Source organism: Veillonella tobetsuensis (genome assembly GCF_001078375.1).
Taxonomy (GTDB): Bacteria; Bacillota; Negativicutes; order Veillonellales; family Veillonellaceae; genus Veillonella; species Veillonella tobetsuensis.
Map to the genome: position 1 here is coordinate 133493 of NZ_BBXI01000016.1, position 19160 is coordinate 152652.

Sequence of the window (19160 nt, forward strand, 5' to 3'; positions counted from 1 at the left end):
AATGACATTGAAAATCATTTACATTTTATATGTTAGCAAAGTGTATTCTGCATATCTACTCCGAAAAGACCAAAACTATACGTTTTTGGTATTTTTAGTGAGATATGTAGTATGTAATTATATCTTGCGGAAGTCACTAGGAGTCATTCCAATGGAGTCTTTAAACGTACTTGTAAATTTACTACCATTTTCATAGCCTACAGCATTGGCAATTTGCAAAATAGAGTCATCTGTATCTTGAAGCAATCGTTTTGCCTCATTCATACGACATTCTTTTATAAATTGATGAATCGTTACCCCATATACCCCTTTAAAGCAACGCTTCAAGGTAGAGGCTGGAACATCAAAATCATTTGATAGATCATCAAGGGTAATGCGTTTTGCAAAATTCTTAGATAAATATTTACTTACCTTCTTTACAGTATCTACCTGGTGTTTTCTGTAACTAACGCGCCTTTCATGGGACTCGGTAGAAATCACTGAGAGTAATAAGAAGATTTCAATAACCTTCAATTTAAAATAATGTGCCTTAATTTGATCTGGCACCGCATATAAGCTAGAAAAAATGTGGCGAACCGATTCAGTTTCTTCCATCATCATACCAAAATCTGCATTTTCACAAAATCGATTAGCGAGCTCTGCTAAATCAATATGAGTATCTGTTACAAGGGTATCCAAAACCGGTTGCGCTCGTTCTACATCTACTAATAACACAATTCCTTTAAAGGATTTAGTAGGAAAATAATTTTCATGTTGATAATCGGACCGTATATGCCAACCTAATGACATATCGCCTGGTCCCATATACAAATACTCTCCAGATGAGAATTTACATTCTATGCGACCTTCTTCACAGTGATTGATGGCAAAGGTCTTTGTATGTGATTGGGCATAAAATTGAATCGTTTCACGCTTTACATCAAGGAATATCAAGTCGATACCATCAAACACGGTATATCTCAACATGGACATCCCTGACTGAGATTTCATATGTGCATGTGGATTCATAGTATCACCATCTATATAAATATTATAAATAATATATTAATAATAATCATTTTGAGATTAATTGTCAAATTTATTTTTGTTATTATTCATGTAATATTTATTAAAATCCATTTTATGCATTCATTTTCTATATGATTATTTTATGATTATTCTGTCTAGTAAAAAAATTCCTCCCATAAAAAAGTTTTAATAGGAGGAATTTCATATGGTTATTTATTTTTGGGTTTTAACTATAAAGGCTAATGCTATTATATGAGCAATCCATACGATTGACATGATAATAAGTGCTATTGGAATATTTCTTGAAAAATAGGCCCCTATCATCATAATGGCCGTAACAGAAGTTAAGATAGACAACTTTGTCCGCAACGTTAACGCTTTATCACGTTCATAAGCACCAACAGTCTTTTGATATAAACTGGATTCCAAAAACATTCTATGAAAACGTTCAGAACCTCGTGCTAAACAAAATAATGTAAGCATATAAAAGGGAACTGTTGGCAATACGGGTAATACGATACCTGCTGTACCAAGACAAAAACTGATAGCACCAATGGTCAGGAATATATATCGAACTACTACATTACTATGTTGCTCAGTTGTTTTCATCAATCCTCTTCTACGTAATTAATAACTTTGCCCTTTGTTTTGATAAAGTTAGGAATAATAAGTACCAATGCTGCAATAACAACGATACCATAAATGCCAGCCATACCAATCCATTCAAATGCGTTACCTAGTACAAGGCCCATTACAGCAAAGTCCGCATCACCGAAAGTTGTATTTTGGAAACCAAGTTGACCAAGAACTGGTAGTGCCAATGCTGGTAAGAATGTGATAGCCAAACCATTAAGGAATGCACCAACAGCAGCACCGCGACGACCGCCAGTAGCATTACCATAAATACCTGCTGTAGCACCACAGAAGAAATGAGGTACAAGGCCAGGAATGATAAGTACGCCACCTACAGCACCGAGGATAAGCATACCGATAATACCACCGATAAAGGAGCTAATAAAGCCTAATACTACCGCTGTTGGAGCATATGTAAAGAACACCGCACAGTCTACTGCTGGAATTGCATTAGGAATAATTTTTGTAGCAATCCCTTGGAATGCAGGAATCAAATCACCTAAGATCATACGTACACCGGAGTATACGATTGCTACGCCAACAGCAAAGTTCATAGCACTCATGATAGCAAATAAATATGGACTCATAGAACCAGACAAGGTAGCTACAAATTCAGAACCGGCTGCAATAGCAGCGATCAAATAGAATACAATCATAGTCAATGCAGTAGATAGTGTAGAGTCACGCAAGAAGCCCCATTTTTCAGGAATTTCAATATCTTCTGTGCTTTCTTCTGCCTTACCTACATATTTAGCAACCCAAGCAGATAAATAATAACCAAGGCTACCAAAATGGCCTAACGCAATTTCATCACCATCAGTAACTTTAGATGTATAACTTTGACCAATTGCTGGAGAAATGGCAGACCAAGCACCCATCAAGAAACCACCTACAAGAATGAGTTCAATACCAGATAATCCAGCTGTGCCAAGTACGGCAGACATCAAGCAGGCCATAAACAAGCTGTGGTGACCTGTAAGGAATACATATTTAAACTTGGTGAAACGAGCAATACATAAGTTCATCAATAAGCCTACAACGAGAATAGACATCGTTTCAACACCAAGTACCTTTTGTGCAACCGCCACAATAGCTTCGTTATTTGGTACTACGCCAGTAATATGGAAACCGTGTTCAATCATCTTGCCCAATGGATCTAGATTACTAACGATAACACCTGCACCAGCTGCGAGCATTAAATAACCGAGAATAGGTTTTAATGTACCGGTCATCACCTTGTGAAATGGTCTTTTTAAGGCGATTAGACCTACACAGGACATAATACCAATCAATAATGCTGGTTGACTCAATACATCTCGTAAGAATTCTAATATCATTTCCATAGAATTATCTCCCTAGCGAATTACTTTGCGATTTGTTGTAATCGTTCTAAAATATCTTCTTTAATTTTCTTTTTATTAATATAGCTGCGAACAATAGCTACTTCTTTGCCTTCAAATTGCTCTGCTAATTCTTTTACAGTCACAATCAAATCAGCCTTACGGCCTTGAGCCGCATTAAAATCGATAGATTCTACTTGCGCTTCAATATTATTTTCAGCACAGATTTCTTCGATTTTCATTTTTAACATCAAACTAGACCCGATGCCATTACCGCATACAGTTAAGATGGAAATCATAGTCTACCTCCTCAATTACGCATCTTCTAAATGTTCAGATAAAAATTCTTGTACATCTTCAATACTTTCAAAATTAGCAGCCGCATCAAGGAATTCTTCGTCTTCAAATAATGTTGCAATATCTGTAAGCAATTGAATATGTTCATCCTTATTGGGGGCACATAGAAAAAGAGCTACTGAAACAGGATCATTTTCAGGACTACCAAAATCGACAGGTTTTTCTAATGTAACGAGTGCAGTACCGACCTGTTTAACGCCCATTTCAGGGCGTGCATGTGGCATCGCCAGACCTGGTGCCAAAACAATGTAGGGCCCCATCTCTCGAACAACTTCAACCATGGCCTCTATATATGTAGGATCTGTAAAACCAGCATCGACCATGAGTTGACCACCATGACGAATCACATCTTCCCAGGTCTCTGCAGGATAATGAAATGACACATTATCCTCGGATAGCAAATCTTGTAACAAGCTAACACCTCCTATACTACTTGTATATTCATATTATAACGAGGGAACGCTAAAATGCCTATACCCCAATGTATTTTATTACAAAAAAAATTAGACCCCGAAGGGTCTAATTTCACTTACTCACATAGCATATATTAAATTGAAGATTTGCTATTATTAGATGAGTACAAAAGAATGTTCTTAAATTGTACATATATATGCCATGTCAATATTTAACTTCTCTAATCCACTAGACGCGCCGTTTTGTTATTTAAATCAGTGCGCATTCTAATAGCCTCTATTAATGGTTTCAGTACTTGATATTCCTCATCGGTTAAACGGAATGAACGACATACACGTTTATACACACGAGGTCTACGACCAGAACCAGCTCTCTGTCCGCCCCATGTCATTTACATATACCTCTCTCAACAGACCATTATCTATCACAGTTATTAGTATATGCTATTTTATGCGAAATTTCAAGATTTTTATTCAAATTTATTTTTAATTTAATTGTTGGCTTCTGCCGCTGCTTTAGCTGCTTCTGCTGCTTTTTTCAAATTAGGCACAGATGTTGGGCATGTAGCCGGTGTACATGCACCATTAGGGCCCAAGTCTTCAGAGCGATTTACAAATGTTGTATGTAACATATGATGTGCTTTGTGGCTCATAGGTTTACCATCAAAGAACTCAGCATATAGTTTTTGGATATCTGGATTATCACAAGCTGCTTTCACTTGTACCTCTGCATCGCGAGTATACAAGGACGCAATACGAGCTTCACGAGCTTTATCGGCCATCGGTAATTTAACGCGTGGTTGACCACCGCCACCGATACAGCCGCCACGGCAAGCCATTACTTCGATGAAGTCATAGTGGATATTTTCAGCACGCATATGATCGATGAACTTGCGCAAGTTACCTGTACCATGAACAGCCGCTACATGTAATGTTTTATCCCCAATGACTACATCGGCTTCACGAGCACCATCCATACCGCGAATGGCTTCGAATGGGATCAATGTTTGAGGTGCATCTTCACCAGTTGCTAATTTGTAAGCCGCACGCATAGCCGCTTCCATAACACCACCAGTATTACCGAAGATGATACCACCACCAGAAGCTTCACCCATCAACGGATCGAATGCGGAATCTTCAAGGTCATCAAAGTTGATTTCTTCTGCACGTAACCATTTTGCAAGTTCACGTGTAGTAATACAGTAGTCTGTATCTCGCATTTCTGGTACATCCCAGTATTCAGCAGAGGAATTCATTTCGTCACGACGAATCTCGAATTTCTTCGCTGTACAAGGTGTTACTGCAACAGCAACAATTTGTTTTGCATCAAGGCCCATTTTTTCAGCAAAATATGTTTTTTGCGTAGGCGCTTGCATTGCAATTGGACTCTTAGCAGTAGACAAGTTTGGCAAGAATTCTGGATAGAATGTTTCAGCAAACTTAACCCAAGCAGGACAGCAAGATGTGAACTGAGGCAATACCGCATCACTATTGATAACGCGTTCCAACAATTCAGATGCTTCCTCCATGATAGTCATGTCCGCACCAAAGTTTGTATCGAGGATATAGTCGCCACCCAATTTACGAAGAGCCGCTACCATTTTACCTTCTACGAATGTACCTGCATCAAGACCGAACTCTTCACCTAAGCCAACGCGAACAGCAGGTGCAGTTTGGAAAACGACGATTTTATTAGGGGCAGCAATAGCTGCTTTTACTTCATCAATTTCAGAGCGTTCATTGATGGAGTCGAATGGACAAATAGATGCACATTGACCACAATGAATACAAATTGGATGATCTCCATTAGTTGTTAAATCATAATAATCAAATACACCCATATCTACAGCACAAGCTTTACGACATAAGGAGCAGTTTTTACATTTGGATAAATCCTGTACTAACGCAATGTTGCCGTCTTCAATCGGTACACGGCGATCTAAAAATTCGTACTTACTCATAGTTCCTCCTACTTAGGTAACGTTGTTATCGTTAATCTCTGAAATTATACTACAAATCGTAATTTTTATCAATGATTATGAAAGTAATTCCTATGCATAACAGGTATTAGAAAACTGCATAAAATACAGGTTTACAAGCGTTCCTCTAATTCCATCCAACGCTCGGTTAGCGTATCGATTTGAGATTGTGCACCCTCTCGTTCAGCCATTAATGTTTGCATTTTTTCATAATCCGTAGCCGCTTGGCTAATCATAACATCTAAGCCTTTTATAAGATGTTCTAATTTTGGTAGCTCCTCCATGATAGACGCATATTCCGCCTCTTCCGCCTTATTGAGACCTTTTTTTGTGGGCAAATCAACAGGTGTAGATTTATCAGCAGAACCCTTAACCTCTGTATTTGTATTTGCATTTGTATCTGTATCTGCGTCACTAACCTCAACGGGACCTACTGTTGATGCCGAACTCTTATTCGTTACAGTAGATGACTGATGTTCTGGTATATAAAATGGAGAATTAGTGCTTTCACCATGTTCTTCCTTATAATCCGAATAGGATCCATGCACAATATCAATATGCCCATTACCGGTAAAGACAAATAATTTATCTACAACACGATCAAGGAAATATCGATCATGACAAACAGTGATAATAACCCCACTGAAAGAATCAAGAAAATCTTCCAATACCTCTAATGTAGGGATATCCAAATCATTGGTCGGTTCATCAAGCAATAAAACATTAGGTGCACTCATAAGTAATTTTAAAAGATATAGTCTACGACGCTCACCACCAGAGAGTTTGCGGATAGGCACGCCATGTAATTCTGGGGTAAACAAAAAACGTTCCAGAATTTGTCCTGCACTCAATGTAGTACCATCACCAAGGGCCATATAGGAATGGTCTTCTTTGATATAGTCAAGAACGCGCATATCCTCATCAAATTCAGGCAATTCCTGTTTAAAATGAGCGATACGAACGGTGTCCCCTTTACCAATAGTACCCGTCATTGGCTCATAGGTACCATCTAGAATATTCATGAACGTGGATTTACCAACTCCATTAGGGCCTACAATACCAATGCGATCATGACGCACCACATGATATGTAAAATCATCTATCATAGGGCGCCCATCAAAATCAAATGATAAATGCTCTATGTCAAAAATAGTTTTTCCTAAACGCGTTTTTAAGGCAATAGGATCCATTTGATCAGGACGGCGCGTCTTTTCCATATTTTTAAGTGTTTCATACCGTTGTAAACGGGCCTTTTGCTTTGTAGTACGAGCAAGCGCACCACGGCGAACCCATTCAATTTCACGCTTTAAAAATTGACGACGTTTTTCCTCTGTAGCGGCCTGACGAGCCTCACGATCGGCTTTCAACTCAATAAATTTTTCGTAATTTCCTTCGTATTCATACATATGGCGATTCGACAACTCTAAAATACCATTACATACAGAGTCTAGAAAATAGCGATCATGAGTACTAATCAATAAACCACCTTGTCGATTACTCAAGTACGTTTCAAGCCATTCAATGCTATCTTCATCTAAATGGTTTGTCGGTTCATCTAATAAAAGCAAGTCACAAGGGTATAACAAAGCCTGACCAAGGGCCAATCGACGCTTTTGCCCCCCTGATAATAGGCTAACAGACATATTTACATCGTGAAAGCCAAGCTTACTTAGAATAATGCGAGCCTCTTGCTCTACTTGCCAACCGTCTTGTCTATCCATTTCTTCTAAACATTGCATATAGCGACGCTCAATACGATCATCGCTTACACCTTGCTCTTGTATGTAGTGATAGTCACGACTAGCTTTGTCAAAGCGCTTTACCAATTGCAATCGTGGGTGATCACCATCCAGAATCGCCTCTAGTAAGGTATCCCCTTCATCAAAGTTTGGGGACTGTGCTAAATAATGGATGCTGGCTTTACCATTCCGTTCAATACTTCCCTTATCGGCCTCCATCTGCCCCGTTAGGATTTTTAAAAAGGTAGACTTGCCCGTTCCATTAATACCTACAAGCCCTAGACGCTTTTGATTTGTAAATGTAATAGACACATCTGTAAATAGCAGGCGTGTTCCATAGGATTTCTCTATATTTTGTAAACTAATTACGTTCATTGCCGTACTCCTCTGATTTCTTATGTTATTTATTATACTACAGATTTCCATTGACAGGCATACACCGCATCAGTAGAATACAGGTATATACGAAGATAATTTATAACATGATGATAAGTACATTCTATTAGGAGGTTCTCATGGCAACAGATGCAGTATTAGACTTTTATGACTCCCTCGACTTTGAAATTATCGACTTTGACGGATATGATACACTCCTTATCGAGTTATTAGACGACGGTACCTATGCAACTGTGTCCGATGATGATGGTCATATGCCAGATACACTAGATACTCCAATCGTATTCAATGTATATGATGATAGCGATTCCTTCCAATGGAGTGTAAGCCTTGATGACTCGCATCAACTGCAAGCATTACTCGAGGAAAACAGTAATACAGAAGATTTTTTAGACGCTTTACAAGCAATCCGTACTAAAAACATTGAACATTACCAATAATAAGAAATTTTAACATAAAAGGTCATCTAAAAATCAACCTAGCTTCGACAGATATGTCGTTATAAGCGAGGAAGGTTTTTAGATGACCTTTTATATTTATAAAGTTTCCAACTCACACGTAGGTGCAATTGTTTCCGATTTTGCATCAAGAATATGTATGAGTTCATTTACGATATTAGCTGCACCATCTACATGCCATGCACGAGCTTGTTCAGACATTTGTTGTAAACGTGGCGGATTAATCAATAATGCCGCTACTACGTCTTCTAGATTATGTATATCTCTAGCCCAACGAGCACAGCCACGTTCTTCTAATAACTCCGCATTCGCTTCTTCTTGGCCTGGAATAGCATTAAAGAATACCATTGGCAGTCCAATCGTTACAGCCTCCATACATGTTAAGGCCCCAGGCTTTGTAACCAACATAGTAGCAGAACTCATTAATTCTGAAATATTAGATGTATATCCATATACAGTGGTTTTTGTTTTCATCCGTACACTAAGACTTACTAACGACTCATAGAGCGATGTATTTTGACCTGCTACAACGGTAATTTCATCTATACCACTAACTGCATCTAAATGTTGCAATGCAATCTCTAATGAGCCTAAACCGAGACCGCCACCCATGACGAGAACCTTCACCGGTGATTTCAGTTCATAATGATTGATGGCATCCTTAAAAAATGATCTTCGCACAGGAATACCAGATACATAAATCTTATCTCGTTCAATGCCAACGGACGTCATTTCCCCTACCATATCTTCAGTAGCAACAAAATAGGTATCCACTTGGGGATAAATCCAAAATTGATGACTGCTAAAGTCTGTTAGAATTGCCACTAATGGAACATCGATAAGACCTTGGCGTTTCAATATGCTTGCAGCCCCACAAGGAAATGGATGGGTAAACACGATCACGTCCGGTTCTTCTTGTTGGATTAACTTCAACATACGACTCTTCAATATATAAGAGAGCGCCGTCTGTAGAATAGTTCCTTTCTTTTCCCCTTTTGATACACGATAAATCATATCATATAGCATGGGAAATACGTCAATCATCTTAATATAAGTGCCCTTAATCAGATGCTCTACGGATAGTGTTTCCGTATCAAGAAAGTCCACATGAGAAATTACTGCTTGTGGTTCTTTTAATTGCCAATATTCTTCTATAGCCCGTGCGGCCTGCATGTGCCCTGTACCAATAGAGGCAGACACAATGAGGACCTTGCGTGATTGTTCTGTAGTCATAATCTATCCTTTCCATGTGATTATACCACATAAGCACGCAAAAATAATATAAATGCAAAAAGAGACCTCTAAGAGGTCTCTTTTAATCTTATTCAAATTTAGATTATTTTTTGCGTTTTTTTGCAGGAGCTGCATTAACTTTTTCTTTCAAACCTTTACCAGCTTTGAATGCAGGAGATTTGGAAGCTTTGATTGTGATAGTTTTACCGTTTTGAGGGTTGCGGCCTTCACGAGCAGCACGTTCACGAACTTCGAAAGTACCGAAGCCGATAACTTGAACTTTACCACCAGCAGCTAATTCTTCAGCAACTGTGTCGAATACAGCTTTAACAGCTTTTTCAGCGTCTTTTTTAGTTAATTCAGTTTTGAGTGCAACACTTGCGATTAATTCTGTTTTGTTCATGACAGAACCTCCTTAAAAATACAATACCCGAGGTTACTAACACACCTCTAGGTTACTTTTCCTGCACCTTAGCCTCCTCCCAAAAAGCATCCAGCTCAGCTAATGAAAAGTCTTCCCATGAGCGATCGCTTTGGTTAACACAAGCCTCTACATGTGAAAAACGCCGTCGGAACTTCGTGTTTGTGCGATTCAGTGCATTTTCACCGCTTATTTTATACCATCTAAATAGATTAATCAAGGAAAAAAGCACATCTCCTGCCTCTTTTTCCATATTTTCTCTATCTTTTTTGGCAACAGCCTCCTTAAATTCACCTATTTCCTCACTTACTTTGGCCCAAACTGGCTCCAGTTCATCCCAGTCAAAACCTACCTTTCCAGCCTTTTCTTGTAGCTTTTGAGCCGCCACCAATGCAGGTAAACCCTTGGATATTCCATCTAATACATTTTTTCGTATATTTCCCTTTTCTTGTGCTTTTAATTCATCCCAGGTGTATATTTTCTCTTCCTTCTCAGGATTATCTTGAGGAAATACATTAGGATGTCGGTGAATCATCTTTTCCGTTACATCATTTATTACATCCTGTAATGAAAATGAACCAGATTCTTCAGCTAAACTACTATGAAAAACAACTTGTAATAATACATCCCCTAGCTCTTCTCTGAGATTATGCATATCCTTGTTATCTATGGCATCTACTACTTCATAGGTTTCTTCAATAAAATATCGACGTAGCGATTCATGCGTTTGCACCTTATCCCAAGGGCAGCCATCAGGGGCACGTAATTTAGCCACTACATCTACGAGCGGTTGTATATCAATATTCTTCTTCATAGATCCTATTCTCCTCTGCTTGTCGTTTCCGTAATCGCTTACCGATAACAGGCATTTGATAGATATCATCCTTTACAATAGCCTTTGTGATCCATAGTGAAAGTACATAAACGGCTAAGGCAACGATAATAGCAACCGCTACAGATGCACCATTACCAATCATATCAATAAGGAACATATACGTAACTTGTGTAGCCCCACCCATGGCCATCGCGGAAATGATGATTTTTAATAGGTTCATACAGCAAATCACGCTGCCTACATGACGTTTTACAAATATAATATTAATCAATGCGGCAATGGCAAAGTTTAAATTGGTTGCCCAAGCAGCCCCGTTAATACCAAGCTCACTTGTACCAGTTAATTGATAGTCTAAAACGGCTTTCACCATAAGCCCTACAAAAATCGACATCATAGGAATTACTGTACGCCCTAAACCTTGCAAAATACCTGCTGTAATTTGTTGCCATCCTAAAAAGATGATACTAAGACTGATAACGGCAATAACAGGCCCTGCATTTGGTGTTGCATAAATCAACTGAGAAATAGGCGTAGCCAGCACACACAGACCAATACAGGCAGGTATAGCAAAGAGATTTGCGATTTTCATGGCTGTACTAGCACGCTCGATAATACGTCTATTATTTCCCATCGCATAGGCTTCGGATACGGCTGGTACAAGACTAGATGCCAGTGCAGTCGTCAAAATAATAGGTAATCCAATGAGTGAAGTAGCCATCCCCGTTAAATATCCAAATTGTGTAGTCGCCTCATGTAAGTAATAACCGATATCCATCAAACGTTTAGGCACGATGAATGTATCTATTAAGGATACCATCGGCAACATAATATTTGCCATGGATACTGGTATGGCTAATGCAAATAACCGTTTAATGACAGTACCATTCGTCTCTATAGGAGCTGTTTCGTTTTGTTCAGTCAACATCTGCTGACGCAAATTACGTTGAGAGCGATAGAAATAAATGAGTACGATTAAGCCAGCTAGAACACCTGGGAATGTGGCAAATGTAGCCCCGCCTGCAGCGAGGTGCAATCCAGAATCAATGAAATAATACGCCAGCCCCACCATGGAGCCTACTCGGAATATTTGCTCAAACACCTGGCTTGTTCCGGTTGGCACCATGTATTGAAAGCCTTGGAAATAGCCTCTAAAGCAGCTTAAAATCGTTACGACGATAATGGCTGGTGACAATAATTGGATGGGAATTAGAGCCCGTGGGTCCGTAATAATATGCCACTTAATAAGCCATTCCGCGCTAGCATAAAGGCCTACGCTAAATACAATGCCCACGAGTGTAATCACACGCAAGGATACATTAAATACTTGTTGCACGCCGCGTATATCGCGATTGGCTAGTTTTTCGGCAATCATAATAGAAATGGCAACGGGAATTCCTGCAGCGGAGATACTAACGATAATTTGATAGATTGGATAGGCCATCATATAGAGACCTATGCCCTCGCCACCGAGAATACGAGCGATGAGTACTTTACTGAAAGCACCAATAATCTTAACGATAATACCGGCTATCGTTAAAATCATGGCACCCTTTAAAAATCGATTCATAGGCCCCCCTTAGACTTTTTCGACAATTCTTTCATCACCGCTTCTGTAATGGTTAAAATAGAACCCTTTAATCCATTCAAACTGATGTATAATGACGCTGGTTTTGTGTCCATGAATTTAATCTTTTTCCATAAATCTTCACGAACAGCCCCCATATCCCAATCCGCCATTTTAGAATCGTCATACCAATGGATAATAAGCTTATTATCGCGACGGGCTATACTCTTAATGCCGAGAAGGCGCGCTTGTTCCTTAATTTGAGCTACCCGCAATAAACGATCTACTGGGTCTGTTGGCGTACCAAAACGGTCGATTAACTCATCGGTCATATCATCAAGCTGTTCCTTATTCTTGATGTGTAACATCCGTTGATATACAGAAATCTTACGAGCACTATCCTTGATGTACGCATCATCAATAAAAGCATCAATTTCAAGATCTATAGCAGGGTCTGGTATAACCTCTTTTACGACCTCTCTATTCTGCGCTTTTGCAATGGCCTCCTCTAACATGGTTACATACATACCAAAACCTACGGAAGCGATATTGCCATGTTGTTGTGATCCTAATAAGTTGCCTGCTCCACGAATTTCTAAGTCACGCATAGCCAATTTAAAGCCTGCCCCTAACTCGGTAAACTCTTCAATGGCTTTTAATCGTTTTTCTGCCGCTTCTGAAAGCATCTTATCAGGCCGATACATGAAATATGCATAGGCACGACGTCTAGAACGCCCTACGCGACCACGCATTTGATATAACTGAGATAAGCCTAAACGATCTGCATCATAAATAATAATCGTATTAGCATTTGGTATATCAAGGCCCGTTTCAATGATACTCGTACTGAGTAGTACATCATACTGACCTTCATAGAAATCAGTCATAATTTCTTCGATTTGACGACCCGTCATTTGCCCATGAGCAATAGCATATCGTAATTCAGGCAGAGCAGCCTCTAACAATTCCCCCATATGTTTAATGGAAGCTACTCGGTTATATACGAAATACACTTGGCCCCCTCGTGCCAATTCACGCTTAATTGCATCCGCAATGAGGTTCATGTCGTATTCCACCACATAGGTTTGAACAGGCAATCTATCTTCTGGTGGTGTATTAATAACAGACATTTCACGTACCCCAACGAGAGACATATGAAGTGTTCGTGGAATAGGTGTGGCACTCAATGTTAGAACATCAATATTATTGGCCCATTCCTTCCACTTTTCTTTTTGTGCCACACCAAACCGTTGCTCCTCATCCACAACGAGAAATCCTAAATCTTTAAATTTCACCTTTTTATTTAAAAGTGAATGAGTTCCGATTAGTACATCAATAGAACCATTTTCTACGCCCTTTAAGATTTCCCTCTTCTCCGCTGTAGAACGGAATCGGTTGAGTACATCCACCTTAACACCAAATGGATTAAATCGATTTAAAAAGGTTTGGTAATGTTGTTGTGCTAACACAGTGGTCGGAACCAATACAGCTACTTGCTTACCGCTTATAACAGCCTTAAAAATAGCACGCATAGCGACTTCGGTTTTACCAAAGCCAACATCACCAGCTAATAATCGATCCATTGGAGTAGGTCGTTCCATTGACTCCTTGATTTCTCGCGTAGCTTGTAATTGGTCTTCTGTTTCCTCATAGGGAAATGCATCTTCAAATTCAACCTGCCAAGGTTGATCTGGTAAAAAGGCAAAGCCTTCTGTTATCTCACGTTTCGCATAGAGCTCAACCAACTTATCAGCTAAGTCATCGATAGATTTTTGAGCCTTAGTAACGGCCTTACGCCAATCACTACCACCCATCTTATGAATCCGTGGTACATCGCCTTCATTCCCGATGTATTTTTGCAATTGGTCTAAATTACTAGCCGGCAAGAATAGTCGATCGGTACCAGCATAAGCAATTTCAATATAATCACGATGAATGCCTTCTGTTTCAATCGTTTTTAAGCCAATATACTTACCGATACCATGCATATTATGAACTACATAATCACCGATGGATAAGTCTGTAAAGTAGTTAATTTCTTGGCCCTTTTTAGGCTTATTGCGCAGCTTCCGTTTTTGTTGACCGTAAATATTGCCTTCTACAACAACGACTAAGCGGCTATGAGGTAATTCAAAACCGTCGGTCAACAAACCTTGCATAATATGAACAGTAGTAGGCTCAAAATCCCAGCTTTCACAGTAACGATACGAAATACCATCACCATATAATGCCTTTTCAATCCCCTCTCGACGTTGCTGATTGTTAATAATTAACACAACCTGGTTGCCTAACTTTTGCCACTGTTTAATTTCATCCATCAAAAGCGGAATTTGGCGCTCAAAGCTCGTCATGGTCTTACCTTGAATACCAATAGGATTAAATCCAGGCAAGCCAATAGAGCGTTGTTGCATAAACGTAAAGGCCACTTGTATCTTAGCCTCTACAGTACGCTGTAATTCAGACCAATCGCAGTGTTGCTTACGATGGGTTGCATCTTCTTTTAAATACTTCTTTAACGCCTCTTGAATACGCCCTGGCTCATCATAGATAATGAGACCTTCTTTAGCATAGGATAACAATGTGCTATCAGCATCATCACTAGTCAAATAGAATGGTGTGACTGTATAGGCATCAACATTTTCAATAGACCGTTGTGTATCTACAGAGAAATGACGCATCGTATCAATTTCATCGCCAAAGAATTCCATCCGAATCGGATCATCACTATTCACAGGGAATATATCAAAAATATCTCCGCGCACAGAAAAATGACCACGTTGTTCCACCTGGTCTACGCGTTCATATCCAATTGTAACTAATTTTTCTAATAGCTCATCACGCTCTATCGATTGTGAAACCTCTAGATGCACACTTTGAGAAACCACATATTGAGGACTCACCACATATTGAGTGACCTCTTCTACTGTAGCCAGAACCACAATAGGCTGATTCCAGGCCAGCATGCTGAGCGCACGCATTTGTGCCCCTTGTCCTTCTAAACTACGAGCTACAGTAGTAAATTCTACTCGTTCTGTAATGGGAAATGGCAACACCTGTACATTAGGCCAGAAAAATGCCAAATCTCGTTCCCATAATTCTTTATGTTCTTTATCGTGTACTACGATAATAATTGATTGTACTTGTTCCTCTGGAACAGCACGGCTTAAAAGGAATGACTTTTGTGATCCACTTAAACCATATATAACTGACTTTCCCTTTTGGCTAAACGCCTTTAGCCCATCTGCCATAGATGGGTTCTGTGAAAGCAGCGTATCAATTGAAGTATCCATATACTGCTCCATATATAATTAATTAGCTGTAACAAAGTTACTAATAATTTATTATAGCATATTTGCTAATATACAAAAAAACATCTGTTCCATAGAACAGATGCAAATAGGTATAAAAAAAGCACCCTATAGGTGCAATATAGTTGGTGCGGGAGAAGGGACTTGAACCCCCACGCCGTAAGGCGCCAGATCCTAAGTCTGGTGCGTCTGCCAATTCCGCCACTCCCGCGTACCGACTGAAACTATAATACCACTTATTATATATGACGTCAATCATTTTTTGTAATTTTTATGAGACTTCATCATCCCCATATAATCTTAACCCCTTTTAGGTATTTAAATTTCTCAGAGACAGCAATATCCCGCCGGCGAAAAAGCCTGTGAAAGTAAAAAAAGAGATGGTCCAAACACCTAACCTAGGTGCTAGGACCATCTCTCTTTTTAGGATGATGATGAATAAATGCATGCCCTACATTTACCAATAAATATATTAACAGACATAACAAAAGCCATGCTGATAATACCAAACGGTATATTCACCACGACTACACTTTCAATCAAGAGATTCCTAGTTTTGTGTAAAATTAGAATGCTTTTACATAAAAAAATCCTTTTTACGGGTACGTAAAAAGGGAGTCTCTAACTTCTCCTCCCTATCACTCGTAGGTCAAATGGTGAATGTTGAATAGGCAGTTCTCCTGACTCGGCGTCATCGCTCATCTAGCCTTCCCAGTTTCCCAGTGACTTAATTTAGACTCGCTCAACCATACAGTGGCGGGACCGTGCTGGCATTTAACCAGCTTCTCTATTATGCTTTTCAGCACCTATTCCCAAATATGATGTTTTCTATGTGTTTATAGTATCACTATATATGATATTCGTCAAACCTTTTTTTACGATTTTATAAATAAATATTTAGAATACACTAATAAAAAAAGACTATATTTCAATGCACCTATTATCTCATTAAGCTTTCATGTATAATAGTAGAGTAATTAACTATATGGAGGTCACTATGTATATTGGCGATATAATCAAAACATTCCGTGAGAAACATCAACTTTCACAAGAAGCATTTGCAGCAAAAGCAGGTTTAACAGTTGAGGAAATCAATACACTCGAATCTAACTTTCAAAATAGCTCATCTACACCTGTACCGGTTGCCATTCGTCAAATCAAAGGTATTGCACAAGCTATGGAACAACCAATGCCTCTTATTATGAGTCAATTACCATCTGACCAACAAGTGATGGTAAATGTCGTGGCTGAATCTGATCAACCACACGCTAAATAAGGAGTATAATCACATCATGAAAAAGTTAGCAATCCTAACCCTTACCTTCGTTACCTTAATGAGTAGTGCTCAAGCAGTCAATATTGGTGACCTAGAAAACGCTAGAGGCTATTCTTACATGTATCGAATGAATGGACAACAGTATTACGCAGATAACCGCGTAATCGTCCGTGCAGGCGAAGGTAATAACTATGAAATTATCGCCAAAACATATAGCCATCAAGGCGCTATGTATTACATGACAGAATATATTAATCATTACTATTTTAATCAAGACGAAGATACGATTTATTGGACACAGGATGAAATTAATCTCATTGATGCACGTACTGGCCAAATCTTACGTCGAAACATCAAAAAAAATCCTAAGCTAAAAGAATTAAAACCAGATACCTATGGCTATATGCAAGCTATCTACTCTAAGAATATGGCTATTGCTGCAGGACAATTAAAAGAAGTATCCCACTAATACACTGAGTAGCCACTAGGGACTTAAGCGTCTTATAGAGTATAAGGCAAAAGGAGCTGTTAATATAAAACAGCTCCTCTTTTTATGTCCAAATAGTAGACAATATATACGGGCATCTAAACATTAGTACAGGCCTGTAGCATCTGAGAAGCGGCCCATCTATAAGTCCCTATGAATTAGTACAGGCCTGTAATAATTTAAAAGAGACCATTATAATAGTTCCTATGATCAGTATCGGCCTTAACAGAATCCATATAACCTTATTTAGATAAATAAAAAAACTCACACATTCGTGTGAGTTTTAGTTTGGTGACCCAGAAGGGATTCGAACCCCTGGCCTTTTGATTCGTAGTCAAACGCTCTATCCAGCTGAGCTACTGAGTCATGTACTTGGTACTTGATTATATTAACATAATGACTAATTATTTGCAAGCATTATTTTAATATTTTTCGAGTAATTTTACGGACATGCGGTCCAAAGACCGCACCCCATAAATTTGGCAGGGGCAGTAGGACTTGAACCCACAACCAACGGTTTTGGAGACCGCTACTCTACCAATTGAGCTATACCCCTATGTACATCAAGTATTCCTGATACTTGAATATAATACCAAGAATGAGCTCTTATGTCAAGGTAATTCTCTCTTAATTAGCAACTTCATTTTTCTTATATAAACTAAAAAAGATCATAATTAAAACGTTTCACTTAAATATCTATTTTCATATTTCTCTATAGATAATTATACGTTATACATCTTATTTATGCACACACTTTTATTGTCAAAAGGAAAAGAGCCCTTTCGGGCTCTTTTGTCTACCTAACTTTTACCTTTATATATACGGGAGATGGTATATATAATTAGAGAGTTTTGTATATGTATTGTTTTTTATACACAGGGAGAGTATTGTTGTGTATTTAAGTGTTGTTTTATGTGTTGTATTGTTTTGTGTTGTGTTGTTTGTATTATTTGTAAAAGGGACAGGTAAAAGTTATTAGTAGTAGACCTCCATTTCCTTAGTTGATCTCAATCAACTATTGTTAGTATAAAGATTCTATATGAATTATGAGTGAATAGAAATTAAACAGAGTATAAAATGAGTAGTTTTTTGTGCATATTCCAATCAAATATATTGATAATTACTATATTATAACCTATTTTATATGTGTAAAAAACGCCACATATAAAATATAGTTATGTAATGATAGATGGAATTTTAACGTAGTAAATATAGTTCTATTACCTCTACTGAAGACGAATCTAACAGATTTATCTTAATCAGCAACTTCCTATCACTCCTCACTGTGGATTTCTCATCGCTGCTTCGCAGCTCCGTCTAACACGGGCACCTAGATAGATAGTACCTCTACAACCTTAGCCGAAGACGGCTCTAGTAGGCTTACTCAATCAGCGAGTTCTTATGTACGGTTCTTCCCTCCAGGATACTGGGTGTTCGTCGCTGTGGATGGCCTTATGTAGCTTCGCTACATGTCCATCTTACGCTCCGAACTAAGCGATGCAGTGAATCTGTCGTCGCTTCGCTTCTCCATCTTCTACTGCCCTGCTTACCAGGTACCCTGGGAGGATAGGAAGTCGCACATGCCAAAAAAAAGACACACCCTTAGGTGTGCCTTTAACTTAATCAGCGACTTCCTATCCTCCCAGGCCGTCTCCAGCCAAGTACTTTCGGCGTTTATGAGCTTAACTACTGTGTTCGAGATGGGAACAGGTG

16 protein-coding genes, 3 tRNA genes, 1 rRNA gene and 1 riboswitch are annotated in these 19160 nt (G+C 38.8%); of the genes, 3 read left to right on the forward strand and 17 right to left on the reverse strand.

Going from position 1 to position 19160, the window contains the following annotated elements:
• Positions 1-117 precede the first annotated feature (117 nt).
• The 8 genes from VEI_RS07105 to VEI_RS07135 all read right to left on the reverse strand — a co-directional run bounded on the left by VEI_RS07105 (position 118) and on the right by VEI_RS07135 (position 7844).
• Entirely contained in the window at positions 118-1008 is an 891-nt protein-coding gene (locus VEI_RS07105) for a helix-turn-helix transcriptional regulator (RefSeq protein ID WP_059363755.1), read from the reverse strand.
• Between the two features lie 213 nt (positions 1009-1221).
• Complete coding sequence (locus VEI_RS07110; RefSeq protein ID WP_059363756.1) at positions 1222-1617, reverse strand: YbaN family protein; 396 nt, start codon at positions 1615-1617, stop codon at positions 1222-1224.
• The gene (locus tag VEI_RS07115) at positions 1617-2984 is read right to left on the reverse strand and encodes a PTS ascorbate transporter subunit IIC (protein WP_059363758.1); all 1368 of its coding nucleotides are present in this window, start codon (positions 2982-2984) and stop codon (positions 1617-1619) included. The genes VEI_RS07110 and VEI_RS07115 overlap by 1 nt, the downstream gene beginning before the upstream one ends.
• 20 nt (positions 2985-3004) lie before the next feature.
• Positions 3005-3280, reverse strand: a complete 276-nt coding sequence (locus VEI_RS07120; RefSeq protein WP_059363760.1) for a PTS sugar transporter subunit IIB — start codon at positions 3278-3280, stop codon at positions 3005-3007.
• Between the two features lie 15 nt (positions 3281-3295).
• Positions 3296-3751, reverse strand: a complete 456-nt coding sequence (locus VEI_RS07125; RefSeq protein ID WP_059363761.1) for a PTS sugar transporter subunit IIA — start codon at positions 3749-3751, stop codon at positions 3296-3298.
• A gap of 221 nt (positions 3752-3972) precedes the next feature.
• Entirely contained in the window at positions 3973-4143 is a 171-nt protein-coding gene (locus VEI_RS10385) for a hypothetical protein (protein WP_162837720.1), read from the reverse strand.
• A 99-nt stretch (positions 4144-4242) separates the two neighbouring features.
• Positions 4243-5712, reverse strand: coding sequence for a [FeFe] hydrogenase, group A (locus VEI_RS07130; protein WP_059363763.1), 1470 nt, complete (start codon positions 5710-5712; stop codon positions 4243-4245).
• Positions 5713-5843: 131 nt separating this feature from the next.
• Positions 5844-7844, reverse strand: coding sequence for an ABC-F family ATP-binding cassette domain-containing protein (locus VEI_RS07135; RefSeq protein ID WP_059363766.1), 2001 nt, complete (start codon positions 7842-7844; stop codon positions 5844-5846).
• 140 nt (positions 7845-7984) lie between these two features.
• Here VEI_RS07135 and VEI_RS07140 point away from each other — a divergent pair, with 140 nt between their 5' ends.
• The gene (locus VEI_RS07140) at positions 7985-8305 is read left to right on the forward strand and encodes a hypothetical protein (RefSeq protein WP_059363772.1); all 321 of its coding nucleotides are present in this window, start codon (positions 7985-7987) and stop codon (positions 8303-8305) included.
• Positions 8306-8401: 96 nt separating this feature from the next.
• Here VEI_RS07140 and VEI_RS07145 read toward each other — a convergent pair whose 3' ends face one another.
• The 6 genes from VEI_RS07145 to VEI_RS07170 all read right to left on the reverse strand — a co-directional run bounded on the left by VEI_RS07145 (position 8402) and on the right by VEI_RS07170 (position 15895).
• Entirely contained in the window at positions 8402-9556 is a 1155-nt protein-coding gene (locus VEI_RS07145; protein WP_059363774.1) for an MGDG synthase family glycosyltransferase, read from the reverse strand.
• A gap of 103 nt (positions 9557-9659) precedes the next feature.
• Positions 9660-9959, reverse strand: coding sequence for an HU family DNA-binding protein (locus VEI_RS07150; protein WP_059363776.1), 300 nt, complete (start codon positions 9957-9959; stop codon positions 9660-9662).
• Between the two features lie 52 nt (positions 9960-10011).
• The gene (gene mazG / locus VEI_RS07155) at positions 10012-10791 is read right to left on the reverse strand and encodes a nucleoside triphosphate pyrophosphohydrolase (RefSeq protein ID WP_059363778.1); all 780 of its coding nucleotides are present in this window, start codon (positions 10789-10791) and stop codon (positions 10012-10014) included.
• On the reverse strand, positions 10775-12379 hold the full coding sequence (locus VEI_RS07160) for a putative polysaccharide biosynthesis protein (protein ID WP_059363780.1): 1605 nt from the start codon (positions 12377-12379) through the stop codon (positions 10775-10777). Before VEI_RS07160 ends, mazG begins: the two co-directional genes overlap by 17 nt.
• Positions 12376-15666, reverse strand: coding sequence for a transcription-repair coupling factor (mfd, locus tag VEI_RS07165; protein ID WP_059363782.1), 3291 nt, complete (start codon positions 15664-15666; stop codon positions 12376-12378). The genes VEI_RS07160 and mfd overlap by 4 nt, the downstream gene beginning before the upstream one ends.
• A gap of 144 nt (positions 15667-15810) precedes the next feature.
• Positions 15811-15895, reverse strand: a tRNA-Leu gene (locus tag VEI_RS07170).
• 442 nt (positions 15896-16337) lie between these two features.
• Positions 16338-16509, reverse strand: a riboswitch (cobalamin riboswitch).
• A 172-nt stretch (positions 16510-16681) separates the two neighbouring features.
• On the opposite strand from VEI_RS07170, the gene VEI_RS07175 reads away from it, so the two are divergent.
• Both VEI_RS07175 and VEI_RS07180 read left to right on the forward strand, forming a co-directional pair.
• Positions 16682-16960: a helix-turn-helix domain-containing protein gene (locus tag VEI_RS07175; protein WP_059363784.1), complete on the forward strand. Its 279-nt coding sequence runs from the start codon at positions 16682-16684 to the stop codon at positions 16958-16960.
• Positions 16961-16976: 16 nt separating this feature from the next.
• The gene (locus tag VEI_RS07180; RefSeq protein WP_059363785.1) at positions 16977-17429 is read left to right on the forward strand and encodes a hypothetical protein; all 453 of its coding nucleotides are present in this window, start codon (positions 16977-16979) and stop codon (positions 17427-17429) included.
• Positions 17430-17736: 307 nt separating this feature from the next.
• Here VEI_RS07180 and VEI_RS07185 read toward each other — a convergent pair.
• The 3 genes from VEI_RS07185 to rrf form a co-directional block, all read right to left on the reverse strand.
• A tRNA-Arg gene (locus VEI_RS07185) sits at positions 17737-17813 on the reverse strand.
• A 114-nt stretch (positions 17814-17927) separates the two neighbouring features.
• Positions 17928-18003: transfer RNA gene (locus VEI_RS07190), tRNA-Trp, on the reverse strand.
• Between the two features lie 1065 nt (positions 18004-19068).
• Positions 19069-19160 (reverse strand): 5S ribosomal RNA (rrf, locus tag VEI_RS07195); the annotation flags it as partial.